At 72.1% G+C, this 24696-nt stretch carries 18 protein-coding genes and 2 pseudogenes; 9 read left to right on the top strand and 11 right to left on the bottom strand.

Going from position 1 to position 24696, the window contains the following annotated elements; all coding sequences use genetic code 11:
- Positions 1-8: 8 nt before the first annotated feature.
- From ACZ7FF_RS01305 to ACZ7FF_RS01290, 4 genes are all read right to left on the bottom strand, one after another.
- Complete coding sequence (locus ACZ7FF_RS01305) at positions 9-842, bottom strand: carbohydrate ABC transporter permease (protein WP_470808478.1); 834 nt, start codon at positions 840-842, stop codon at positions 9-11.
- A complete protein-coding gene (locus ACZ7FF_RS01300) occupies positions 835-1737 on the bottom strand; it encodes a carbohydrate ABC transporter permease (RefSeq protein ID WP_470808476.1) in 903 nt (300 codons plus the stop codon). The genes ACZ7FF_RS01305 and ACZ7FF_RS01300 overlap by 8 nt, the downstream gene beginning before the upstream one ends.
- Positions 1738-1744: 7 nt before the next feature.
- Complete coding sequence (locus ACZ7FF_RS01295) at positions 1745-3001, bottom strand: ABC transporter substrate-binding protein (protein ID WP_470808474.1); 1257 nt, start codon at positions 2999-3001, stop codon at positions 1745-1747.
- 123 nt (positions 3002-3124) lie between these two features.
- Positions 3125-4048: an oxidoreductase gene (locus tag ACZ7FF_RS01290; protein WP_470808472.1), complete on the bottom strand. Its 924-nt coding sequence runs from the start codon at positions 4046-4048 to the stop codon at positions 3125-3127.
- A 189-nt stretch (positions 4049-4237) separates the two neighbouring features.
- On the opposite strand from ACZ7FF_RS01290, the gene ACZ7FF_RS01285 reads away from it, so the two are divergent.
- Together ACZ7FF_RS01285 and ACZ7FF_RS01280 are read left to right on the top strand one after the other, a co-directional pair.
- Positions 4238-5020, top strand: a complete 783-nt coding sequence (locus ACZ7FF_RS01285) for a polysaccharide deacetylase family protein (RefSeq protein ID WP_470808470.1) — start codon at positions 4238-4240, stop codon at positions 5018-5020.
- 193 nt (positions 5021-5213) lie between these two features.
- Entirely contained in the window at positions 5214-5771 is a 558-nt protein-coding gene (locus tag ACZ7FF_RS01280) for a DUF3291 domain-containing protein (RefSeq protein WP_470808469.1), read from the top strand.
- Positions 5772-5903: 132 nt separating this feature from the next.
- Here ACZ7FF_RS01280 and ppdK read toward each other — a convergent pair whose 3' ends face one another.
- Positions 5904-8624 carry a pyruvate, phosphate dikinase gene (ppdK, locus tag ACZ7FF_RS01275; protein WP_470808468.1) on the bottom strand — a complete coding sequence of 907 codons (2721 nt, stop codon included), beginning with the start codon at positions 8622-8624 and terminating at the stop codon, positions 5904-5906.
- Positions 8625-9030: 406 nt separating this feature from the next.
- Positions 9031-10251 (bottom strand): ROK family transcriptional regulator, encoded by a 1221-nt coding sequence (locus ACZ7FF_RS01270; protein ID WP_470808466.1) that lies wholly within the window; start codon positions 10249-10251, stop codon positions 9031-9033.
- A 129-nt stretch (positions 10252-10380) separates the two neighbouring features.
- Here ACZ7FF_RS01270 and ACZ7FF_RS01265 point away from each other — a divergent pair, with 129 nt between their 5' ends.
- The 3 genes from ACZ7FF_RS01265 (at position 10381) to ACZ7FF_RS01255 (ending at position 16568) form a co-directional block, all read left to right on the top strand.
- On the top strand, positions 10381-11844 hold the full coding sequence (locus ACZ7FF_RS01265) for an MGH1-like glycoside hydrolase domain-containing protein (RefSeq protein ID WP_470808465.1): 1464 nt from the start codon (positions 10381-10383) through the stop codon (positions 11842-11844).
- A complete protein-coding gene (locus tag ACZ7FF_RS01260) occupies positions 11841-13778 on the top strand; it encodes an amylo-alpha-1,6-glucosidase (RefSeq protein ID WP_470808463.1) in 1938 nt (645 codons plus the stop codon). Before ACZ7FF_RS01265 ends, ACZ7FF_RS01260 begins: the two co-directional genes overlap by 4 nt.
- Positions 13779-14813: 1035 nt before the next feature.
- On the top strand, positions 14814-16568 hold the full coding sequence (locus ACZ7FF_RS01255) for an alkaline phosphatase family protein (protein WP_470809558.1): 1755 nt from the start codon (positions 14814-14816) through the stop codon (positions 16566-16568).
- 10 nt (positions 16569-16578) lie between these two features.
- On the opposite strand, the gene dusB is transcribed toward ACZ7FF_RS01255, so the two are convergent.
- Positions 16579-17712, bottom strand: a complete 1134-nt coding sequence (gene dusB / locus ACZ7FF_RS01250; protein WP_470808461.1) for a tRNA dihydrouridine synthase DusB — start codon at positions 17710-17712, stop codon at positions 16579-16581.
- A gap of 155 nt (positions 17713-17867) precedes the next feature.
- On the opposite strand from dusB, the gene ACZ7FF_RS01245 reads away from it, so the two are divergent.
- Positions 17868-19319 (top strand): MFS transporter, encoded by a 1452-nt coding sequence (locus ACZ7FF_RS01245; RefSeq protein ID WP_470808459.1) that lies wholly within the window; start codon positions 17868-17870, stop codon positions 19317-19319.
- Between the two features lie 143 nt (positions 19320-19462).
- Here the strand turns inward: ACZ7FF_RS01245 and ACZ7FF_RS01240 are convergent, their stop codons facing one another.
- Together ACZ7FF_RS01240 and ACZ7FF_RS01235 are read right to left on the bottom strand one after the other, a co-directional pair.
- Entirely contained in the window at positions 19463-20830 is a 1368-nt protein-coding gene (locus ACZ7FF_RS01240; protein ID WP_470808457.1) for a S53 family peptidase, read from the bottom strand.
- 134 nt (positions 20831-20964) lie between these two features.
- Positions 20965-21545: pseudogene (locus tag ACZ7FF_RS01235) on the bottom strand (MmyB family transcriptional regulator).
- 198 nt (positions 21546-21743) lie between these two features.
- On the opposite strand from ACZ7FF_RS01235, the pseudogene ACZ7FF_RS01230 reads away from it, so the two are divergent.
- The 3 genes and pseudogenes from ACZ7FF_RS01230 to ACZ7FF_RS01220 form a co-directional block, all read left to right on the top strand.
- A pseudogene (locus ACZ7FF_RS01230) lies at positions 21744-22040 on the top strand (MFS transporter); the annotation flags it as partial.
- 111 nt (positions 22041-22151) lie between these two features.
- Complete coding sequence (locus ACZ7FF_RS01225; RefSeq protein ID WP_470808455.1) at positions 22152-22376, top strand: hypothetical protein; 225 nt, start codon at positions 22152-22154, stop codon at positions 22374-22376.
- Between the two features lie 171 nt (positions 22377-22547).
- A complete protein-coding gene (locus ACZ7FF_RS01220) occupies positions 22548-23054 on the top strand; it encodes a hypothetical protein (protein WP_470808453.1) in 507 nt (168 codons plus the stop codon).
- On the opposite strand, the gene ACZ7FF_RS01215 is transcribed toward ACZ7FF_RS01220, so the two are convergent.
- Together ACZ7FF_RS01215 and ACZ7FF_RS01210 are read right to left on the bottom strand one after the other, a co-directional pair.
- Positions 23035-23631, bottom strand: a complete 597-nt coding sequence (locus ACZ7FF_RS01215) for a TetR/AcrR family transcriptional regulator (RefSeq protein WP_470808452.1) — start codon at positions 23629-23631, stop codon at positions 23035-23037. The genes ACZ7FF_RS01220 and ACZ7FF_RS01215 overlap by 20 nt on opposite strands.
- A gap of 26 nt (positions 23632-23657) precedes the next feature.
- The gene (locus ACZ7FF_RS01210) at positions 23658-24668 is read right to left on the bottom strand and encodes an aldo/keto reductase (protein WP_470808450.1); all 1011 of its coding nucleotides are present in this window, start codon (positions 24666-24668) and stop codon (positions 23658-23660) included.
- Positions 24669-24696 lie beyond the last annotated feature (28 nt).

Below are 24696 nucleotides of genomic sequence, written 5' to 3'. Positions count from 1 at the left end.
CGGCCGGCTCAGTCGATGCCCGAGCGCTCCACCCCCGCCACGATCCACCGCTGGAAGCACAGGAACACCAGCAGCAGCGGCAGCACCGACACGGCCGCCGCGACGAACAGCTCGTGCAGCCGGACGACCTGCGCGGTGGTGAAGGAGGACAGCGCCACCTGGACCGTCCAGGCGCTGCGGTCCTGCCCGATCACCAGCGGCCACAGGAAGGAGTTCCACGCGCCGAGGAACACGATCGTGCCGACCGCGGCGAACACCGGCCGCGCGTTCGGCACGACCACCAGCCAGTACGTCCGCCAGTACCCGAGCCCGTCGACCTGCGCCGCGTCCTCCAGCTCCCTCGGGAAGCCGAGGAAGTACTGCCGGAACACGAAGCAGGCGAAGGCGGAGAACAGGGTCGGCACGATCAGTCCCCGCAACGTGGAGATCCAGCCCAGCGACGACACCAGCACGAAGCTCGGCACGAAGGTCACGGCGGCCGGCACCAGCAGGGTGCCGAGGATGCCGTAGAAGACCTTGTTCGCGTGCCGGTAGGGGATGCGGGCGAGGCCGTACCCCGCGAGGGACGCCGGCAGCAGGGTGCCGGCGGTCGTGGCGACCGCGATCAGGGCGGAGTTGAGCAGGGACCGGGCGAACGGCACGGACGGGTCGTCGAACAGCTCCCGTACGTTGCCCCACCTCACCCCGGCCGGGAAGAAGGTCCAGCCGGGCGAGGTGATGTCCCGCTCGCTCGCCAGTCCGTTGCGCACCAGCAGGTAGAAGGGGATCAGGAAGAGCAGGGCCAGCGCGACGAGCAGCACCGCCCGCAGCGCCCGCCCGGCCCGCACCAGCGCGTCATCCATCGGCGTCCGTCCTTCCCAGCCGCAGCCACCGCGCCTGCCCGACCGTGACCACCGCGATGATCAGCGCCAGGATCACCGCGCCCGCGCTGCCGAGCCCCAGGTCCTGCCCCTGCCCGAGGGCGGTGTAGTAGAGGTAGACGAGCGGCGGCCGGGCGTACGGCGGATAGCCCCGCGCGTCGGACAGCAGGTTGTAGAACTCGTCGAAGGCCTGGAAGGCGTTGACGACGAGCAGCAGCACCACCGCGACCGAGGTGGCGCGCAGCTGGGGCAGGGTGATGTGCCGCAGCACCGTCCAGCCGGGCCGGGCCCCGTCCACGGCGGCCGCCTCGTAGAGCACCGGGTCGATCCGCTGGAGCCCGGCGAGGAACAGGATCATGTAGAACCCGGCCTGCAGCCACAGCCGTACGGTCACGACGACCAGCCAGTACCAGGGCGGGTCGGTGACCGACAGCCACGCGACGGGGTCGGCGCCGAACCACCTCAGCACGGTGTTGGCCAGCCCGAACCGCACCCCGCTGAAGAGGGACATCTTCCAGATCAGCGCGGCCACCACGTAACTGCACGCGGCGGGCAGGAAGAAGACCGACCGGAAGAAGGCGCGCGCCCGCCGGACGCGGTTGACCATCAGGGCGAGCGCGAGGGACAGGGCGTAGGTGACGGGGACGATGAAGGCGGTGAAGACGAGGAACGTCCTCAGGCTGCCGACGAACGCGTCGTCCCTCAGCATCGCCGTGTAGTTGTCCAGGCCGACGAAGTGCGTGGGCGTGACCGTGTTGTGCGCGTCGAAGAAGCTCAGGCCCACGCTCCACAGCAGCGGAACGTAGGTGAACAGGGCGAGCCCGACGGCGAACGGCCCGACGAAGACCCAGAACCACAGGGTCCCTCTCCGCCTCACCGCGTCCTCACGAGTTCTTCCTCGCGTTCTTCACGCGAGCGAGCTCGGCGGACACCTTCCGTACGACGGTGCGCAGTTCGCTCTCGGGGTTCGCCCCGCCGCGGATGATCCTGCTCAGCGCGTCCTGGTAGGCGGTCTGGCCGGCCGGGGTCCACAGCAGCGGCTGGGCGTACCCGTGGTCGGTGGTGAAGCGGACGGCGTCGGCGGCCGCGCCCGACCTCAGCCGGCCGGCCTTCTTCGCGAGGGAGATCCGGGCGGGGATGTGGAAGCCGTAGGAGAGCGCGAAGTCCTCCTGGTAGTCGGTCCGTTCGACCCACAGCCACTTCACGAAGTCCTTGGCGGCCTCCCTGTGCCCGCTGCGCGCGCTGACGGCGGCGCCGTACGCGCCGACGGGGACGGAGGGCGCCCCGCCGGTGCCGTCCCCCGGGAACGGGAGCACCCCGAAGTCGTCGCCCAGTTCCTTCTGCACCTGCGGCAGCGCCCACAGCCCGGACCACTGCATCGCGGTCAGCCCCTGGAGGAAGGCGGACGGGTCGGACCAGTCGGTGGGCGCGCCGAGCAGGAGGGACTTGTCGGCGTAGAGCCGGTGCAGCTTGCCGAGGGTGCGGGCGGCGGCGGGGTCGTCGAAGCCGACCTTGCCGTCCTCGGTGACGAGCGCCAGCCCGGCCGCGTACAGGGGCGTTCCGCCGAGCGCGCCGGCACCGCCGTCGTTGCCGAGGAACAGTCCCTTCATCGTGCCGCCGGTGAGTCTGCCCGCCGCGTCGACGAGCGCGTCGAGGGTGGTGGGCGGTGCGACCCCGGCGTCCTTCAGCAGGCTCTTGCGGTAGTAGAGGAGCTGCGTGTCGACGACCTGCGGGATCCCCCACACCTTCCCGTCGTACGTCTTCGGCGTGAGCACGGCCGGGTTGAAGTCGTCCCTGACCCCGTCCAGCAGGTCGGTGAGGTCGACGACCTGCCCGCCCTGGATCTGGTCGAGCGTGGGCCCGTTGACCTCGAAGACGTCGGGTCCGGACCCGGTGAGCAGCGCGGCGGCGGTCTGCTGGTCGTAGTTCCCCGGCCGCCACTGGACCTTGACGTGCGCCTTCCGGTACGCGGCGGCGTACCGCTCGACCGCCTGCTCGGTGCCTGTCTCGCCGTACTGGTGGTACCACTGCGACAGCTGGGTCCCCGAGCCCCCGCCCCCGCGTCCGGTGTTCGAACCGCACGCGGTGAGAAGCCCGGTGCCCGCCCCCGCCACCAGCAGTGCCCTACGGCTGATCGTCATCAGTGCCCCCTGACGTCCGTCATCGATGCACGGCCCAACGATCAACCATGCGCGGCGATTACGAAAGAGGGACTGCGGCTGTGTGTCATCGCCCGCAAGCGGTGCGTCACGCCTCCGGGCGGGTCACACCTTCAGGGCGTCGTAGGCGACACCGGTCAGCCGCACGGACGCCTCCCAGAGCCGCTCACCGGCCCTGTCGTCGAGCGTCCAGGGTGCCCGCCAGGACGGCGCGGGCGCGCCCCGCCAGCCCGCGAACGCCGGCCCGTAGAAGGCGTCGGGCCGCACTCCGGGCGCGGTCGCCGCGTACAGGATGGGTCCCGCGCCGGCCTCGGCCGACTGGGCGAGGACCCGGTTGCCGATCTCCATCATCCGCTCGGCCACCCGCCGCCCCTCGGCCCGCGGCCCGGCGGTCTGGAGGTTGGTGGCGGCGTACCCCGGGTGCGCGGCGGCCGCCACGACGGCGGAGTCGTGCCGGACCAGCCGGCGCGCCAGCTCGTGCGTGAACAGCAGGTTGGCGGTCTTGGAGCGGGCGTAGGCGATCCAGCGGCGGTACCGGCGCTCGCCGCCGAGATCGCGGAGGTCGATGTTGGCGAGGGCGTGCATCATGCTGGACACGGTGACGATCCGGGCGCCGGGGACGGCCAGCAGTCTCGGCAGGAGCAGCCCCGTGAGCGCGAAGTGCCCGAGGTGGTTGACCCCGAACTGCGTCTCGAACCCGTCGGCGGTCCTCCCGTACGGGGGCGCCATCACCCCGGCGTTGTCGACGAGCAGGTCGAGCCGGTCGTACGGCAGGCGGCGCGCGAAGTCGCGCACCGATGCCAGCTCCCCGAGGTCCAGCCGTTCGAACTCGACCCGGGCCACCGGGACTTCGCCGCCGATCCGGTCGACGGCCTCCCTCCCGCGCGGCTCGCTGCGGCACGCGAGCACCACCCGGGCCCCCTTGCGGGCCAGCTCGCGCGCGGTGACGTAGCCGAGTCCGCTGTTGGCCCCGGTGACGACGGCGACGCGGCCGACGAGGTCCGGCATGTCGGCGGTGGTCCAGGTCATGACGGCTCCTCCCCGGGGGCGAAGGACAGGAACCGGTGTGAGACGGAGATCCACACCGACTCCCCCACCAGGCATTTTATGGAGAACTTGCCTTCCTCTGGCGTTTCTCACACCCCGTTCGGGGTGCCGGACACCCTCGGACGGGTGAGCCTGGGCGCAGGACCACCGTGCGTGATCGAGGTGGTTGCCATGACCCCGAGGACAGGACGGCGACGCGTGGTGACGGCGGCGGCCCTGGGCGCCGTGGCGGTCGTCCTGGGTCCGTCACCGGCCGCCGTCGCGCTCCACCGCGCACCGGCCGTGCCCACCGCCGCGGCGTCGGCTCCCGCCGTCGACTGCCGGGTCGCCAAGTGCGTCGCGCTGACCTTCGACGACGGGCCCACCCGGTACACGGCGGCCGTCCTCGGCACGCTGGAGCGCCGCCACGTCGTCGCCACGTTCTTCCTGATCGGGCCGCACGCGCTGCGGTACCGGCGGATCGTCCTGCGGGAGCAGCGGGACGGCGACGCGCTCGGCGACCACACGGTCACCCACCCGCACCTCACCCTCGAACCGCGCGCCCGGATCGACTACGAGCTCGGCACCGCGGCGAGGGAGATCGCCTCGATCACCGGCCGTCGGCCGACGCTCTTCAGGCCGCCGTTCGGGGCGTGGAACGCCAGGGTGCGCAGGGCGGCCGGTGCGGAGGGCCTGGCGGTGGTGATGTGGAGCGTCAGCGCCGAGGACTGGAAGCACCACGATCCCCGCTTCGTCGAGCGGCACGTGCTGGCCCTGGTGCGGCCGGGCGCCATCGTCGTCCTGCACGACCGGTACGCGACCACCCCGCCGGCCGTTCCCACCATCGTCGGTGCACTGCGGTCGCGCGGCTACGACCTGGTCACCGTCCCCCGGCTGTTCGCCTTCTCGGGCGGCCTGCGCCCGGGAGTGGTCTACCACCACGGCCCCGCCGCGTTCCCCACGCCCACCGGCTGACCGTACCCGCGGCCCGCCTGGCCCCGGCCACCGCAACGGCCGGTGCGAGAGGCCACTTGGGCAGGGAAAACGCAACTTCGACAGGGCCCGCGCAGGCGGCTACCTTCACCTGGTCCTCGGCGATCGCCCACGGTCGCGCAGGAGTTCCTCGGGGCCGAGCCACCCGCGACGGGCCCCCCGACCAGGGAGACGCATGCCCCATCTCGCGCTGTACACGTTCGGCGTCCTGAAGTCGCCTCTCCTCGATCCCGCACCTCTCACGCGCGAGTTCTACGACCGTGGTGAGGCCGTCTACCGGAAGATCGGCCGGCACCCCGGGTACCTCGCGCGTGCCGAAGCGGCGGACGGTGACCGGGGCATGCTCTTCGGGGCGGACTGGGGTGCGTGGGGAGAGTTCGCCGTACCGGCCTGGTACGACAAGGGCCGTACGGTGGAAACCACCGCCCTGGCCGCGACCCTCTCCCTCTGGACAGGCCTGCGCCCCGCCTTCGACGCCGTCTACACCGGTCTGCACCGCGAGGCGCTGAACAGGCGATACGACTGGTTCGAGAGGACAGGGCACCCGAATCACGTGATCTGGTGGGTCTCCGACGGCGTGACACCCACCTGGCAGGACGGGGTCTCCAGGCTGGAACACCTCCACGACCACGGCCCCGCGCCGCACGCCTTCACCTTCCACCACTCGTTCGCCCCGGAGGGAACTCCGGCCAGGGTCGAGGACATCGGGCCGAAGAGCGACCAGCCGCGCTGACAGCCGCCGCAGCTACGCGGAGAGACGGCACCCCCGCACAGGATGCCGTCTCTCTTGGTGCGCCGGAGCCGTCGTCGATCGGTCTGAGGGTCGGGGACCGACGACGGCTCCGGGGTCGGGGGGCGGTGCGGCCTACCGGTGGTCGCTGCCCGCCGAGTTGGTGGCCGCGCGGCCCGCCTCCAGCCGGGCGACCGGGATGCGGAACGGGGAGCAGGAGACGTAGTCCAGGCCGGCCTCGTGGAAGAAGTGGACCGACTCGGGGTCGCCGCCGTGCTCGCCGCAGACGCCGAGCTTGAGGTCGGGGCGGGTGCGCCGGCCGGCCTCCGCGGCCGCCTTCACCAGGGAGCCGACGCCGTCCTTGTCGATCGTCTCGAAGGGCGACACCCCGAAGATGCCCTTCTCCAGGTAGGCCGTGAAGAAGGAGGCCTCCACGTCGTCCCGGGAGAAGCCCCAGACCGTCTGCGTCAGGTCGTTCGTGCCGAAGGAGAAGAACTCCGCGGCCTCCGCGATCTGGCCGGCGGTCAGCGCGGCGCGCGGCAGCTCGATCATCGTGCCGATGGCGAGCTTGAGCTCCGTGCCCGTGGCCGCCTGGACCTCGGCGATGACCTGGTCGGCCTCCTCGCGGACGATCTCCAGCTCCTGGACGGTGCCGACGAGCGGGATCATGATCTCGGCGCGCGGGTCGCCCTTGGCGGTCTTGCGCTCGGCCGCGGCCTCGGCGATCGCGCGGACCTGCATGGTGAACAGGCCGGGGATGACCAGGCCGAGGCGGACGCCGCGCAGGCCGAGCATCGGGTTCTGCTCGTGCAGGCGGTGCACCGCCTGCAGCAGGCGCAGCTCGTTCTCGTGCGGCTCCTGGCGGGACTCGGCCAGGGCCACGCGGACCGAGAGTTCCGTGATGTCGGGCAGGAACTCGTGCAGCGGCGGGTCGAGCAGGCGGATCGTCACCGGGAGGCCGTCCATGGCCTCGAAGAGCTCGACGAAGTCCTTCTTCTGCAGGGGCAGCAGCTCCCGCAGGGCGGCCTCGCGCTCCTCCTCGGTGTCGGCGAGGATCAGCTTCTCGACCATCTCGCGCCGCTCGCCGAGGAACATGTGCTCGGTGCGGCACAGGCCGATGCCCTGGGCGCCGAAGCGGCGCGCCCGCAGGGCGTCCTCGGCGTTGTCGGCGTTGGCGCGGACGCGCAGCCGGCGCTTGCGGTCGGCGAAGGCCATCATGCGGTGGACGGCCTCGACCAGCTCGTCGGCGTCGTCGGCGCCCGGGTGCATCCGGCCCTCGAAGTACTCCACCACCGGGGACGGGACCACCGGGACCTCGCCCAGGTAGACCTTGCCGCTGGAGCCGTCGATGGAGATGACGTCGCCCTCCTCGACGACGTGTCCGCCCGGGACGGTCATCCGGCGGCGCTTGGTGTCGACCTCCAGCTCCTCGGCGCCGCAGACACAGGTCTTGCCCATGCCGCGGGCGACGACGGCCGCGTGGGAGGTCTTGCCTCCGCGCGAGGTGAGGATGCCCTCGGCGGCGATCATGCCGTCCAGGTCGTCGGGGTTGGTCTCGCGGCGGACCAGGATGACCTTCTCGCCGGAGCGGGACCACTTCACGGCGGTGTACGAGTCGAAGACCGCCTTGCCGACCGCGGCGCCCGGCGAGGCGGCGATGCCGCGGCCCACCTGCTCGACCTTCGCCTCGTCGTCGAAGCGGGGGAACATCAGCTGGGCCAGCTGGGCGCCGGTGACGCGCTGCAGGGCCTCGGTCTCGTCGATCAGGCCCTGGTCGACGAGCTGCGTGGCGATGCGGAAGGCCGCGCCCGCCGTGCGCTTGCCGACGCGGGTCTGCAGCATCCAGAGCTGCCCGCGCTCGATGGTGAACTCGATGTCGCAGAGATCCTTGTAGTGGTTCTCCAGGGTCTCCATGATCTGCATGAGCTGGTCGTACGACTTCTTGTCGATCTGCTCCAGCTCGGCGAGCGGCACGGTGTTGCGGATGCCCGCGACCACGTCCTCGCCCTGGGCGTTCTGCAGGTAGTCGCCGTAGACGCCCTGGTGGCCCGAGGCGGGGTCGCGGGTGAAGGCGACGCCCGTGCCGGAGTCGGGGCCGAGGTTGCCGAAGACCATGGAGCAGATGTTGACGGCGGTGCCCAGGTCGCCGGGGATGCGCTCCTGGCGGCGGTAGAGCTTGGCGCGGTCGCCGTTCCAGGATTCGAAGACCGCCTTGATGGCGAGGTCCATCTGCTCGCGCGGGTCCTGCGGGAAGTCCCGGCCGGCCTCGGTCTTGACGATCTTCTTGAACTTGGTGACCAGCTTCTTGAGGTCGGCGGCCTCCAGGTCCGTGTCGACCGTGACCTTCTTGGCCGCCTTGGCCGCGTCGAGGGCCTCCTCGAAGAGCTCGCCGTCGACGCCGAGGACGGTCTTGCCGAACATCTGGATGAGGCGGCGGTAGGAGTCCCAGGCGAAGCGGTCGTCGCCGGCCTGCTTGGCCAGGCCCTGCACCGACTTGTCGGAGAGGCCGATGTTCAGGACCGTGTCCATCATGCCGGGCATGGAGAACTTGGCACCCGAGCGGACCGACACCAGCAGCGGGTTGTCGGGCTGGCCGAGCTTCTTGCCCATGCCGGCCTCGAGGGCGTCGAGGTGCGCACTCACCTCGTCACGCAGTGCCGCGGGCTCCTCGCCACTGGCCAGGTAGACCTTGCAGGCCTCGGTGGTGATGGTGAAGCCGGGAGGGACCGGAAGACCCAGGTTGGTCATCTCGGCGAGGTTGGCACCCTTGCCGCCGAGGAGGTCCTTGAGGTCCTTGTTGCCCTCGGTGAAGTCGTAAACGAACTTCGCTACGTGGGGTTCTTTGTTTTCCGACACGGGTCTCGACTCCTTGAGGCCACGGTGGCTGCCCTGACGGCCAGGAACATACCCAGATCGAAGGCACATGGGTACGTCCACTTGCGCGTCATGCGCCTGTAACCACTCGTCCGCCAGCGGATCGAAAGTCAAAGCTTGGCAAGCCAAGCCGCCGTTATGTTTTCACTTCTTGAACGCATGGGCGCCATAGGATGCAGTATTCCGCTCATATGAGCGGCCTCCAGCACGGCTGAGTTCGATCGATGAACGATCAAGGGGTGGCACCGAGTGCCACCCCTTGGAGAAGTGCAGCCGCGCTTGATCCGCTCATCTGAGCGCAACCCTTATCAAGGGTGGCGAGAATCACGCTGCCACAGCGCGCCGGATTTCACCATGCGGACCCCTACGCGGACGGGAAACCCCGACGTCACACGCCCATCGCGAGCAGCCGCTCCTCCACCCGCCGCGGCGCGTACAGATGCTCCACGACCAGGGCCCCCGCTCCGATGAGCCCCGCCCGCTCCCCCAGCCGGGACGTGACGACGTCCAGATGGGCCGTGGAGCGGGGCAGCGCCCGCTGGTACAGCAGTTCCCGCACGCCGGTGAGGAAGGGCGTTCCGGCCAGATCGCCCGCGATCATCAGCACGCCCGGGTTGAGCAGGGTCACCACCGTCGCCAGCACGTCCCCGACCCGGCGGCCGGCCTCCCGGGCCAGCGCCGCCGCCTCGGGGTGCCCGGCGGCCAGCAGGTCCCGCACGTCCGAGCCGGAGGCGGCCGGCACCCCCGACTCGGCCAGCCGCCGGGCCACGGCACGCCCGCTGGCGACGGCGGCGAGACAGCCGCGCGAACCGCAGCGGCACAGCGCGTCCGCACCCACCCGGATGTGCCCGATGTCGCCCGCGCCGCCGTCGGTCCCCCGGTACACCGAGCCGTCGACCACGACCCCGGCGCCGATGCCTGTGGACACCTTGACCAGCACGAAGGCGGCGCAGTCGGGGTGGCCGGTGCGCTGCTCGCCGTAGGCCATGAGGTTGGCGTCGTTGTCGACCAGGACCGGGACCGCCGGGGCGCCGGTGCGGTCGGTGAAGGCGCGGGACAGACGGCCCCGTATGTCGTAGCCGTCCCAGCCGGGCATGATCGGGGGCTGGACCACCCGGCCGGTCTCGAGGTCCACGGGGCCGGGCACCGCGAGTCCGATGCCGCAGACCTCCTCGGCCCGGTGGCCGGCCTTCTCCAGCAACTCGGCGAACCAGTGGCCGAGTTCGCCCAGTACGCACTCCGGTCCGTCCTCGATCACCAGGGTGCCGGAGTGCTCGGCCAGGATCTCGCCGGTCAGCGACAGGACGGCCGCGCGCGCGTGCCGGGTCTCCAGGTCGGCGGCGAGGACCACCGCGTGCGAGTCGTCGAACTCCAGGGTGATGGAGGGGCGCCCGCCGAGCGGTGAGCCGACCGGGCCGCCCGCTCCCTCGCGCAGCCAGCCGGCCCGGAACAGCCGGTCCAGGCGCTGGCCGACGGTCGCGCGGGACAGGCCGGTGGCCTCCTGGAGCGCGCCGCGGGTCACGGCCCGTCCACTGCGCACCAGTTCGAGCAGATCGCCGGCGCCTGCCTGGCTCCCGCTCTTCCCGGTTCTTCCCGGACGTCCGGCCATGCGCACCCCCTTGTGCTTCTCAAGTTTGCATTACATATTGGGTTTTGCGTGTTAAATAGACGTAACCAACGGTAGCCGCCGCCGAACCCGGCCGGCCGGCCCGCCGTCCTCGTCTTCGGGGAGCCCCGAGTGGATCGCACTGCCCAGCTCAGCACCCGCCCCACGGAGCCCGGGACCGCATACGACCCACCGGGCCCCGGCCCGGCCTCCGGCACGTCCCTGCACATCAGGGCGGCACGGGTGCTCGACGCGAACTGGACGGGCGCCTCGACGGTCCCCTCCCGGAACCTGTACCCGCACCAGTGGTCCTGGGACTCGGCGTTCATCGCGATCGGCCTGCGGCACGTCAGCCCGGCCCGCGCCCAGACCGAGCTGGAGACGCTGCTCGCGGCCCAGTGGGCCGACGGGCGCGTCCCGCACATCGTCTTCAACCCCTCCGTACCGCTCGACGCGTACTTCCCCAGCCCCGACTTCTGGCGCTCGGCCACCGCGGGACGGGCCGCCGGCGCCCCGCGCACCGTACAGACCTCCGGCATCGTGCAGCCACCGGTGCACGCGCTGGCGGCCTGGCTGGTGCACCTCGCCGACCCCGGCCTGTCGCGGGCCCGGGGCTTTCTGGCCCGCGTGTACCCGCGGCTGGCCGCCTGGCACCGCTATCTGCTGCACCGGCGGGACCTGGGCGGCGGCGGCCTGGTGTCCGTCGTGCACCCGTGGGAGCAGGGCATGGACAACAGCCCCTGCTGGGACGCCCCGCTCGCCCGGATCACCCCGGCCCCGGCCCGCTCCTTCCGCCGCGCCGACCTCGACCACGGCGCGCCCGAGGACCGGCCGACCGATCTGGACTACGGGCGGTACGTGCGGCTGGCCGCCGACTACCGGGACGCGGGCTACGCCGACGGCGGCGGGGAGTTCGCCGTCGAGGACCCGGCGTTCAACGCCCTGCTCATCGCCTCCGAGCACGCGCTCGCCCGGATCGCCGGGGAGCTGGGCGCGGCCGGCACCGCCCGGCACGCGCGCGCCGAGCGACTGACGGCGGCGCTGGTGGAGCGGCTGTGGGACCGGCGGGCCGGGATGTTCCTGTGCCGGGACCTGCGCGGCGGGGGGCCGGTCCCCGAGCGGGGGGTGTCCGGCCTGGTCCCGCTGCTGCTGCCCGGGCTGCCCCGGGAGGTCGCCGGCGCGCTCGTCGGCACCCTGTGCGGCCCCCACTTCGGACTCGGCGGCCGCACCCGGCTCGTACCCAGCTACGACCTGCTCGGCGAGGCCTTCGACCCGCACCGCTACTGGCGCGGCCCGGCCTGGTTCAACACCGCCTGGCTGGTGGAGCGGGGGCTGCGCCTGCACGGCGAGCGGGCGCGGGCCGACGCGCTGCGCGGGGCGGCGCTGGAGCTCGCCGACGCCACCGGCTTCGCGGAGTACGTCGACCCGTACACCGGCGAGGCGTGCGGCGCGACCGGCTTCGGCTGGACGGCCGCGCTCGCGCTGGACCTCCATCACGAGCTGCACCAAGACCTTCTCAAGCGCCCGGGCGAGGGCGTGTCCCGGACGGGCACCGGCACGTTCGACAGGAGTGACAAGGGAGGCGACCGGGGATGACCGACCGGCATCATCTGCTCGTGCACGGGGCGACCTTCGCCGCCGTGGGCGACCGGGGCGACATCAGCGGGGTGCGGGGCGGCAACTCCCCGGACGGGTTGTTCGTGCGCGACGCCCGCCATCTCAGCCGCTGGCAGCTGACCGTCGACGGCGCGGTGCCCGAGGCGCTCACCCCGGTCACGGACGGCGACACCGCGCGCTGCGTCCTCGTGCCGCGCGGCGGCCGGCAGGAGCCCCCCGCGCACACCCTCTTCCGTGAGCAGGCGGTCGGCGACAGCTCCTTCGTGGAGACCGTGCGCGCGACCAGCAACCGCCCGGTGCCGACCACCGTCCGGCTGGCCATCACCGCCGACGCCGACTTCACCGACCAGTTCGAACTCCGCGCGGACCACCGCACCTACGTCAAGGCCGGCGCCCTGCGCTCCCGCGTCGTCATGGACGACGGCATCGAGTTCACCTACCGGCGCGCCGAATGGCGGTCCTGCACGACCATCACGGCCGACCCGGCTCCCGACGCCGTGGAGGAGACGGGCACGGGCGCCCGCCGTCTGGTCTGGGCGCTGCAGCTGCCGCCGCACGGCACGCGCGAGCTGGTGGTGCGCGTGATGGCCCGCCCGCACGGCGACCGGCGCGCCCTGCGCGTGCCCCGCGACCCGGCCGCCGTGAACCGTCAACTCCTCTTACTGGAGGAGGAGTTCGTGGAAGGTGTGGCCTTCCCGACCGGCTGGCCGGAACTGGCGGCGGCCTGCGCGCGCGGCCTCGCCGACCTCGCGGCGCTCCAGATCCCGGCCACCGGGCCCGACGGCGAGGAGCTGCGGGTGCCGGCCGGCGGCGCCCCCTGGTTCCTCACGCTGCTCGGCCGGGACGCCCTGCTCACGTCCCTGTTCGCGCTGCCGTACCGTCCCCGGCCGGCCGCCGCCACGCTCCTCGCGCTGGCCGCCACGCAGGCGACCGGCGCCGGCGCGTCCCGGGTCGCCCAGCCCGGCAAGATCGTGCACGAGGTGCGCCACGGCGAGCTGGCGCACTTCGGGCAGGTGCCCTACGGGCGGTACTACGGATCGGTCGACGCCACCCCGCTGTTCCTCGTGCTGCTCGGCACGTACGTGGAGCGCACCGGGGACACCGCCCTGGCCGGCCGGCTGGAGGGACACGCCCGCGCGGCCGTCGGCTGGATGCTCGACCACGGCGGCCTGACCTCGCGCGGGTATCTCGTCTACCGCGCCGACGAGGGCGGCCTCGCCAACCAGAACTGGAAGGACTCCCCCGGCGCGATCTGCTGCGCCGACGGCACCCGGCCCACCGGGGCGGTGATGGCGGCGGGCGCCCAGGGCTACGCGTACGACGCGCTGCGCCGGACGGCGTGGATGGCGCGCACGGTGTGGGCCGACGAGACGTACGCGGCGCTGCTCGGACAGGCGGCGGCCGATCTGCGCGACCGGTTCCAGCGGGACTTCTGGATGCCGGAGCACTGCTTCCCGGCGCTGGCGCTCGACGGCGAGGGCCGCCGGATCGACGCGCTGGCCTCGGACGCCGGGCACCTGCTGTGGACGGGGCTGCTGGACAAGGAGTACGGCGAACTCGTGGGCCGCAGACTGCTGGAGCCGGACTTCTTCTCCGGCTGGGGCGTACGCACGCTGGCCTCCGGGCAGCCGGCGTACCACCCGCTCTCCTACCACCGCGGCTCGGTCTGGCCGCACGACAACGCGCTGATCACGCTGGGTCTGGCCCGCTACGGCCTGCACGACGAGGCCCGTACGGTCGCCCACGCGCTGGTCGACGCGGCGACGGCCGCCGGCCACCGGCTCCCCGAGGTCCTGGCGGGCTACGGCCGCGACACGCACCCGGAGCCGGTGCCCTACCCGCACGCGTGCGTCCGCGAGTCCCGCTCGGCCGCGGCGCCGCTCGCGCTGCTGACGGCGGTGGGAGGCGCGTAGCCCCTCCGGGGAAGCAGTTGGCGAGGCGTTTGCCGGGTGTTTGCCGAGTGCCGTGAACAGGGGCGGGTGAGGGGCCGTACGGGATGGCGGCGGGCCAGGCGGACCGGGTCTCCGGTCCCGTCCAGCCTCCCCAGCGTGGCCCGCCGTCCGTCACGGGTCTCGCACGGAAGGACCTTCGGGTTGCCTCAGCACACGAGCACGCGCCAGCCACCGGGTACGGCCGGAGGGACAGAGGACGTCCTCGCCGAACGAGGCCCCGAGGAAGCCCCGGCCGCCCCCGAACCCGGCGAGCCCCGCGTCCCCGGAGCCCGCACGCCCGAGGCCACGGACCAGGACCAGGCCGGCCCGGCGCAAACGGAGCCCGCCCAGACCACGGGCCCGTCCCGGAAGGCCGGCACCACGAAGGCCACGCGCAAGAACGGCACGGCGAAGGCCCCGCGGAAGAACGGCACCGCGAAGGCGGCGGCGCGGCCCGGCCCCACGAAGACCGAGCCGGAGGCCACCCCCGGGAAGCCGACGCCCGACACGACCGATGCCACGCGTGCCCCGGACCCCGCGAAGGCCGAACGGGAGACCGACACGGCGGAGCCGGAGCCCGAGACCGTCACCGGGGCCGCGCTCGGCTCCGGCCCCGAGCAGGCCGAACCGAAGGCCGCCGCCACACAGGCCACCGGGTCCCTCGACACCGCGCGAGACGCCTCCGAGGCCACCGCCGCCGAAGCCTCCCGGGATGCGGGCACCGCGAAGGCCGAGCGGGAGACCGGCACGGCGAAGCCGGAGCCCGAGACCGCGGCCGAAGCGACCGCCGCCGAGGCCTCCCAGGACGCGGGCACCGCGAAGGCCGAGCGGGAGACCGGCACGGCGGAGACGGCGGCCGGGACCGCGGCGGAAGCCGCGCTCGGCTGCAACTCCGAGCAGGCCGAGCCGGAGGCCGGCGCCGGGCAGGCCTCTCCGGAAACCCACTCCGCGCAGGACGCGCCCGAGGCCGTGGTCGTGCAGGACGCGCCGGAGGCCACCGCCGCCGAAGAGGTACCGCTGGAAGGCGCCGTGGCCCCGGGGACGTCACCCGACGGTGCGCCGGAGCCCCGGGGGGCCGGTGGGCCCCGGCGGCCGTGGGGCGCGTGGGGGCGGCGGTGGCGCCAGGAGCACCCCGGGGCCGCCCGGGTGCTGTCCGTCGGCGTCACCGTGCTCGCCGCCGCGCTGGTCGTCGCGGCGCTCGTGCTGCCGCACTCCGTCGTGGGGCTCGGGCCGACGAAGTTCCTGCGGATACCCGGCGAGGCGGTCATCGGGGCCGCCGTGATGATCGCGCTGCCGCGCCGCCCCCGGATCGCGCTGGCCGCGGTGTCCGGCGTCGCGCTGGCCGCGATGACCGTGCTGAACCTGCTCGACATGGGCTTCAACCAGTACCTCGGCCGCCCCTTCAACGTCGTGCTCGACTGGAGCCTGTTCGGCGACGCGGAGTCGTACCTGGAGGACTCCCTCGGCCGCACGGCCACCCTCGCCGCCGTGGCCGGCCTGATCGCCGTCGTCCTCCTGCTGTTCGTGCTGCTGGCGCTGTCCATGGTCCGGCTCGCCAACCTGCTCGCCCGGCACACCGGCACCGCGACCCGGGGCACGCTGATCGCGGGCGTCGTCTGGATCACCTGCTCCTCCCTGGGCCTGCAGGTCTCCGGCGTGCCGATCGCCTCCGACGGCACCGCCACCGCGCTGAAGGACCAGGCCCACCGGATCTCGGACACCCTCCGGGACGAGGCGGAGTTCCAGAAGGTCGCGAAGGTCGACGCCTTCGGCAACACCCCGGGCAGCCAGCTGGTCCCCGACCTGCGCGGCAAGGACATGATCTTCACGTTCATCGAGAGCTACGGCCGCAGCGCGATCGAGGACCCGATCATGGCGCCCGGTGTCGACAGCACCCTCGACGCCCGTACCAAGGCGCTGGCCAAGGCCGGCTTCCACGCCAAGAGCGGCTGGCTGACGTCGGCGACCTACGGCGGCAGCAGCTGGCTCGGCCACTCCACCACCATGTCGGGCCTGTGGATCAGCAACCAGCAGCGCTACCGCACCGTCATGGCCAGCGACCACCTCAGCCTGACCGACGCCTTCAAGAAGACCGGCGCGTTCGACACGGTCGGCGTCATGCCGGGCGTGCAGAAGGCGTGGCCCGAGCAGCAGTGGTACGGCCTGGACAAGGTCTACAACGCCTTCCAACTGGGCTACAAGGGACCTAAGTTCAGCTGGTCGACCATGCCGGACCAGTACACGCTCCAGCAGTACCAGGACCGGGTGCACAGCAAGCGGCCCGCCGACGGCAAGGCGCGGATGTCGCTGCTGATCCTCACCTCCAGCCACCAGCCCTGGGCGCCCATCCCGAAGATGGTCGGCTGGGACCAGCTCGGCGACGGCTCGATCTTCAAGGGCATCGAGGCGGCGGGCAACAACCCGGCCGACGTCATCGCCGACACCACCAAGTCCCGGCAGGAGTACGGCAAGTCGATCCAGTACTCGGTGACCGCCCTCACCCAGTGGCTGGAGCGCTACGGCAACGACAACACCGTCCTGGTGTTCCTCGGCGACCACCAGCCCATCGCCCGGGTCAGCGGCAACCACGCCAGCCGTGACGTGCCCGTCTCGATCGTCGCCAAGGACCCCAAGGTCCTCGACAAGGTCGCGGACTGGGGCTGGACGGACGGCCTGCGCCCCGCCCACACCGCCCCCGTCTGGAAGATGAGCGCTTTCCGCGACCGCTTCCTGACGGCGTACGGCTCGACCCCGCACCCGAAGAAGGGCTGAGCCGCGGCGGTCAGCCGCCCGAGGTGTCGAGCTCCGCGTCCTCGCTCACGCCCGCACAGTCGTACGGGTCCTTCAGCCAGCCGTCCGGCAGCACCACCCGGTTGTTGCCGGACGTACGGCCCCGGGGCCCGTCCGCACCGGTCGGCCACGGCTGGTCGAGGTCGAGCTCGTCCAGCCCGGCCCGCAGCTCCTGGAGCGAGGAGGTGATCGCGAGCCGCTTGCGCATCTCGGAGCCGACCGCGAAGCCCTTCAGGTACCAGGCGACGTGCTTGCGGAAGTCGACGACGCCCTTGGACTCGTCGCCGAGCCACTCGCCGAGGAGTCCGGCGTGCCGGACCATGACGTCGGCCACCGTCCGCAGCGAGGGGCGGGCCACGTGCTCGGGCCGCCCCTCGAACGCCGCCACCAGGTCCGCGAACAGCCACGGCCGGCCCAGGCAGCCGCGCCCGACCACGACCCCGTCGCAGCCGGTCTCGCGGACCATCCGCTGCGCGTCCTCGGCCGACCAGATGTCGCCGTTGCCGAGCACGGGGATCTCCGGGACGTGCTCCTTGAGCCGGGCGATGGCGTCCCAGTCGGCGGTGCCGCCGTAGTGCTGGGCGGCCGTGCGGCCGTGCAGGGCGATGGCGGTCACGCCCTCCTCGACGGCGATCCGGCCGGCGTCGAGGTAGGTGATGTGGTCGTCGTCGATGCCCTTGCGCATCTTCATCGTCACGGGGAGATCGCCGGCCCCGGAGACCGCCTCGCGCAGGATGGCCCGCAGCAGGTTGCGCTTGTAGGGCAGGGCGGAGCCGCCTCCCTTGCGGGTGACCTTGGGGACCGGGCAGCCGAAGTTCAGGTCGATGTGGTCGGCCAGGCCCTCCTCCGCGATCATGCGGACGGCCTTGCCGACGGTCGCCGGGTCCACGCCGTACAGCTGGATCGAACGCGGCGTCTCGCTCGCGTCGAACCTGATCAGCTGCATGGTCTTCTCGTTGCGCTCGACCAGTGCCCGGGTCGTGATCATCTCGCTGACGAACAGCCCCTTGCCGCCGCTGAACTCCCTGCACAGGGTGCGGAAGGGTGCGTTGGTGATGCCCGCCATGGGGGCGAGCACGACCGGCGGCGCCACGGCGTGCGGGCCGATGGAGAGCGGGTGGGTCATCAGACGGCTCCGGGACGGACGTACGACAGAAGGCAAGCACCCATTGTCCCTCACCCGGCGGGGCACCCGTCCCCTGGTCCCGGCGAAGGGACGGCCAAGATCATGTAGCGGTCATTAGTTAGACGCACTATCGAAATGCACGTACGATGGAACGCATGCCAGAGTTGAGTCACCGCAGACGCCTGATCGTGCTCGCGATCTGCTGCATGAGCCTGCTGATCGTGAGCCTCGACAACACCGTGCTGAACGTGGCGCTGCCCTCGATGCAGCGCGACCTGCACGCCACGACCTCCGGTCTGCAGTGGACGATCGACGCCTACACGCTCGTCCTCGCCTCCCTGCTGATGCTGGCGGGCTCCACGGCGGACCGGATCGGCCGCAAGCGGGTCTTCATGGCCGGCCTGGTGGTGTTCTCCATCGGCTCGCTGCTGTGCTCGCTCGCCCCGAACCTGGAACTGCTCGTCGTGTTCCGCATGGTCCAGGCGATCGGCGGCTCGATGCTGAACCCGGTCGCCATGTCGATCATCACCAACACCTTCACCGACTCCCGTGAGCGCGCCCGCGCGATCGGCGTCTGGGGCGCGGTGGTCGGCATATCCATGGCGGCGGGCCCGCTGGTCGGCGGTCTGCTGGTCCAGTCGGTCAGCTGGCGCTCGATCTTCTGGGTCAACCTCCCCGTCGGTCTCGCGGCCCTGCTGCTCACCCTGCGTTTCGTCCCGGAATCCCGCGCGCCCAAGGCCCGCCGCCCCGACCCGCTCGGCCAGCTCCTGGTCATCGCCCTGTTCGGCTCGCTGACGTACGCGATCATCGAGGCGCCGGACTCGGGCTTCGCCGCGGTCGCCCCGTTCGCCGCCGTGGCCCTCGTCGCCCTGCTCGCCCTGCTCTGGTACGAGCCCCGGCGTGACGAGCCCCTCATCGACCTGCGCTTCTTCCACTCCGCGCCGTTCAGCGGGGCGACCGTGATCGCGATCAGCGCCTTCGCCGCGCTCGGCGGCTTCCTGTTCATGTCGACCCTGTACCTGCAGAACGTGCGCGGCCTCGACGCCCTGCACGCGGGCCTGTGGATGCTGCCCATGGCCGCGCCCACCTTCCTGTGCGCGCCGCTCTCCGGCCGCCTGGTCGGCAGCCGCGGCCCCCGGCTGCCGCTCGTGGTGGCCGGTACGGCGATGACGGCGAGCGGTGTGCTCTTCGCGGCCTTCGAGGCGGAGACGTCGAACGCCACCCTGCTCGTCGGCTACATCCTCTTCGGCATCGGCTTCGGCTTCGTGAACGCGCCGATCACCAACACGGCGGTCTCGGGCATGCCCCGCGCCCAGGCCGGGGTCGCCGCCGCCGTCGCCTCCACGAGCAGGCAGCTCGGCCAGACCCTCGGCGTCGCGGTGGTCGGCGCCGTCCTGGTCTCCGGCATCGGCTCGTCGCCGTACAAGGACGCGTTCGTCTCCGCGGCCCGTCCCGGCTGGTGGATCCTGACCGCCTGCGGCCTCGCCGTGCTCGTCCTCGGCCTGCTCACCAGCGGCCGCTGGGCCCGCGGGACCGCCGAGCGCACGGCCGAGCAGCTGGAGTCCCCGGAGGTCCGGCAGGTGGTGGGGGCCTCGGGGCGCGCCTGAGGGCCTGTCGCTGCGACCGGAAGGGTCCGCCGGCTCGCGACGCCCGGCACGGCACCGGCTCCGGACCAGGGACGGAGCCGGACACGCGAAGGCGGCCCGGGTGTGGCACCCGGGCCGCCTCACGAACGATCTGCCGCCTGGCGTCAGCCGCGGAACTTGGCCAGGGCCGCGACGAAGCGCAGGGCGTCGACCGTGCCGACACCGGTGGCCATGTCGTAGCCGTTGACGGCCTTGTAGCCCGTCACGCCCTGGTAGCTGTTGTCGGTGCCGTCGTTGACGTCGACGATGCCCGAGCCCTTGTGCTTGAACAGGCTGTAGAGCGCCGCGTTGATGTTGCCCACGCGGTGCCCGGCCGCCTGGTCGGCGAGGGCGACGATGCCGGAGAACAGCGGGGAGGCCTCGCTGGTGCCGCCGGAGACGTCCCAGCCGGTGGCGGTCGGGTCGTAGCTGGAGTAGACCCAGGCACCGCCGTTGACCGCGGCGGCCATCGAGATGTCCGGGGTGCCGCGGCGGGTGCCGACGACGTTCTTCACACCGTTCTGGAAGCCGGGTCGGGTGAAGACGTGGGACTGGCCGCCGCCGCCCGCGCCGTAGTCGTTGTAGACGCTGTCCGGCTTGACCCGCTCGCCCTTGTCGTTCAGGTGGAGCTGGGTCCCGCCGATGGAGGTGACCAGCGGGTCGGACGAGGGCCAGGAGTTGACGCGCTTCTTGTAGTAGCCCTTGCCGTCCGCGGTGCTGTCGGTGGCGCCGCCGTCACCGGAGGAGGCGAGCACGGTCACGTGCTTGCGGTTGGCGGCCTCGAACGCGTACCGCAGCTTCTTGATGCTGGAGAAGTCGCCCTTCTCGAAGCCGGGGAAGGTGTTCTCCGTCGCGCCGAAGCTCTGCGTGATGACGTCGCCGACCCCGTGGTCGATGTAGTACTTCTCGGCGTTCATCATCTCCGGCAGACCGGTGGTGCCCTCGGTCTCGGCGACCGCGGTCTCCACCAGCATGATCTTGGCGTCGGGCGCCACGGCGTGCGCCATCTCGACGTCCAGCGAGGTCTCGCCGGCCCAGCCCGTCATGTCCGAGTTCTTCGGGTCGAAGGGGGGCACCTTGCCCCACTTGACCACCTTGACCTTGGTGCTCGGCAGACCGAACTGCTTGCTGTAGACGTCGAGGTCGTGCTGGACCGTCGGGGAGCCGAACGAGTCGACGATGACGATCGTGCGCCCCTTGCCCGTGACGCCCTTCTTGTACAGGGCGTTGAGGTCGTACGCGGTGCGGTACTGGAGCGGGCTGTAGCAGTTGATGTGCCACTTTGCCTGGCACTGGGCGATGGGGAGCGGGCTGGCCACGCCGTGGACGAGGTTGTGCCCGACGATGGCCGGGACCGCCTTGGTGTGCGGTACGGCCGCGGACGCGGCGCTGGTGACGCCGGCCGGAGCAGCGACTGCCAGTGCGGCGGCGACGAGGGCGGCGGTGGCGGCCGTGGAAGCCGCGACGCCTCGCCCGGTACGCGCTATGTGCATGAATTCCCCTGAGTGGTCTGGTGTCGACCGAAGTGGTCTCGCGCATCCCATCTACTGAGTCATGCACAGGACAACCCTGTTGAACTGTAGATATCGAATCTTTTACCGAATCAGCACCTGTGCCCCCGAGTTGGTCAACTCCCCAGCGCCAGCTCGTGGAGCCCCTCCAGACGCTCGCGCGCCTCCTCGCCCCTCGCGGTGTACGTCACCATCCGGAGACCCGCTTCGGGGCCCGGCCACAGGTCGGTGTGCTCCGGAGTGAGGTGCCCCACACAGGGGTTGAGGAACTCCTTGGTCTTGCTGCGGCTGCCCAGCACCTCGTAACGCTCCCAGTGCCCGCGGAGCGCCGGGGACTCGTCCAGCCGCTTGAGGAGCATCTTCCAGGCGGGCTCCCCGAGATGACCGGCGAGCGCGGCGCGCAGCCGGGCGGCCATCAGGCGCTGGGTCTCCCCCAGGTGCACGACCGCGGCCTGCCAGTCCGCGTCGGTGTACACGAGCAGCATGCACTTGCGGTCCTCGAGCGCGATCGCGTCCAGGTCCCCCATGAGAGCCGGACCTCCTCCCGTCGCAGCCCCGGCGTACGGCGCCGCGGCCCGCGCGGCAGGCCCACCTCCCCCGGGGCGATGCGCTCGCGCCGGCTGCGCAGGAAGGCGGCCGGCTCGTGCCGCCTGACCTCCGCGCCCCGCGCCGGCCGGGCGGTCCTGTCCTGCACCACGCGCTCCGGCGGGGTGCGGGTCTCGGTCCCGTGCCAGCCGGGCTGGCGCTCGCGCCGTTGGCCGTGGCGTTCCTGTGCGTGTCCCTCGCCGGACCGCGGCTGATCGCCCGCCACGGCACCCGGGTGGTCTCCGCGGGGCCGTCGTGCAGGGCGTCGGCGTGCTGCTGGCCGTGTGGCTGGCCGCACCCGGACGGCGGTCCGCTGCTGCCGGGCGTGGCCGTGGCCGGCGCGGGGCAGGCGCTCCAACTGCCCGACGTGATGCGGATCGTGCTGTCCGAGGTGCCGCCCGCCCGGGCCGGTGTCGGCAGCGGTGTGACGGTCATCACCCAGCAGTCCGCGCCGGCCCTCGGCGTGGCCACGCTCGGCACCCTGTTCCTCACGCTCGTACCGCACTTGGGCATGCGGGACGCACTGGTCACCACGCTGCTGGTGCAGTTGGCCGGGGTCGCGCCGACCGGGCCGCTCGGGCTGCGACTGCCCCGGTCGGTCGGTTGAACGCAGCGCGAGGGCCGTTCAACTCACCGTGAAGCTCCCCCCGTTGATGTTGTTCCTGCTGCACACTCCTTGCGGTCGGGGTGTGCGGGACTCACGGACGCGGGAGGCGTCATGCCGGAGGGCAGCAGCACGAGCAAGGTCACTCGCTGGGACCGGCACGGACGGGAGCACGTCGTCCGGGTCCGGCGCACGGGGGTGCAGCGCACGATCAGCTGCGACACCTGCGGCTGGCGGCGGGGCGCGCAGTTCCTGCCCTGGCTGAAGGCGGAGGAGCACCTGGCCGAGGCCCACCAGGCGACGGTCGACCCGGCGGCGGCCCGGCAGCCGTCACGCTGAGGCGCGAAGGGCTCCCAGACCGTCGCCAAGGGCCGCGGCAAAGGTCGCGAATATCGGCTCTGACCTGCGGTTTCACACCTGTCGAAGGGCGGTCACACAGCGTCTCGAGTGGCCGACGGAGCGAAGTCGGGTCAGCCTGGGAGACGTCCGAACGAGCGACAGGAGAGAACCATGACCTCCGTACTCCGCCACCACCGCTACGGCCTCGCGCTGGGCACCGGTGTCCTGTCCGTGGCGCTGCTCTCCGGCGGTACGGCCGGAGCCTACGCCGCCGGCACCGCCCCGCAGCCCAAGCCCAAGCCCTCCATGACCGGCAGCATGAAGCCGTCCATGAAGCCGTCGATGAAGCCGTCCATGAAGCCCTCGATGAAGGCTTCCATGAAGCCGGCGCTGACGACCACGAGCGCGATCACCGTCTCCGCCAACAAGAAGACCATCAAGATCGGTGACACCGTGGTGTTCACCGGCACCGTCAAGGGCATGAAGGCCGGCTCCGCGCTGGTGCTCCAGCACCAGCTGAACGGCAAGTGGACCACGCTCAAGACGACGGCCCTCGTCACCAAGAACGGCACCTACAAGATCAAACGGACGTTCACCGACCAGGGCACCGAGCAGGTGCGGGTGGCGACCAGGACCGGCTCGGTCCACTCGTCGCCGATCACCGTGACGGTGAGCTGAGGCCACGAACCAGTAGGTCCACGACGGCCGTGAACTCCTCGCCGACGCCGGGGCGGATCCACTCCCGGGCGTAGCAGGGGTCGTGAAACCGGCCGGTGGCCTGGAAGACGGCTCGGGCCGTGGCGGCCGGGTCGGGCACGGAGAAGGTGCCCGACCCGGCCCCTTCCATGATGATCCGGGTCAGCTGCGCGGTCAGCTCGGCTATGTGCTCGCCGACGACCGCGCCGTTCTCGTCCGTGAGCACCGTGTAGGTGGCGAACAGTTCGGGATCGTCGCCCGCCTTGTGCCGCTTGGCCTCGAACAGGGCGGCCAGCCAGTCCCGAAGCCGGCTCTCCGGGTCGCGGTCCGCCGCGGCGATCCCGGCGAGCCTTTCCGACGTCCGGTCCAGCCAGCGCTTGGTGACCGCCTCGCGCAGCGCCGCCTTGGTGCGGAAGTGCCGGTAGACACTGCCGTGGCTGACGCCGAGCGCGCGGGCCACGTCCACCACGGTGGCCTTGGCCGGGCCGTGGCGGCGCAGCACCTCCTCGGTGGCTTCGAGGATGCGCTCCGCGGTCAGGATCTCGCTGGTCGGTGCCATGCCCTAGACCGTACCCGGCATACCGGTCAGCGCTCGCTGTCGAGGTGCGCCATCTGTGCGCCGGGGTAGCGGTCGCCGGCCGCCGCGTCCGCCGGGACGGCCTCCTCGATCGCCGCCAGGTCGGCCGCGTCCAGGCTCACGTCCAGCGCGCCGAGCGACTCGGCCAACCGCTCCCGGGTGCGGGCTCCGACCAGCGGCACGATGTCCTCGCCGCGGGAGAGCACCCAGGCGATGGCGGTCTGCGCGACGGTGGCGCCCTTCTGTTCGGCGATCTTGCGCAGCGCCTCGACCAGGTTCAGGTTGTGCTGGAGGTTCTCGCCCTGGAAGCGGGGCGAGTGGGCGCGGAAGTCGTTCGCGGCCAGCCGCCGGTCACGGGCGAAGTGGCCCGAGATCAGGCCGCGGGAGAGCACGCCGTAGGCGGTGATGCCGATGCCCAGTTCGCGGGTGACCGGCAGGATCTCCCGCTCGATGCCGCGGGAGATGAGCGAGTACTCGATCTGGAGGTCGGCGATCGGGGCGGTGGCGGCGGCCCGCCGGACGGTCTCGGCGCCGACCTCGCTGAGGCCGACGTGCCGGACGTGCCCCTTCTCGATCAGTTCGGCGATCGCGCCGACGGTCTCCTCGATCGGGACGTCCGGGTCGAGCCGGGCGATCCGGTAGACGTCGATGTGGTCGACGCCGAGGCGCTGGAGCGAGTAGGCGGCGAAGTTCTTCACGGCGGCCGGGCGGCCGTCGTAGCCGCTCCAGTTGCCGTCCGGGTCGCGCAGGGCACCGAACTTCACGCTGACCAGGGCCTGTTCACGCAGGGCGGGGGGTGCGGTGCGCAGGGCCTCGCCGAGCAGCATCTCGTTGTGGCCCATGGCGTAGAAGTCGCCGGTGTCCAGCAGGGTGACACCCGCCTCCAGGGCCGCGTGGACGGTCGCGACGGACTCGGTGCGGTCGGCGTCGCCGTACAGGGCGGACATGCCCATGCAGCCGAGGCCGAGGGCGGAGACCTGGGGGCCGGTGGTTCCGAGGGTTCGGGTTCGCATCGTCATGGCTCCACCCTGCCATGACAGATGACAG

This window comes from Streptomyces sp. NPDC037126, from assembly GCF_055605965.1.
This window is presented reverse-complemented; position numbering and strand designations above follow the sequence as displayed.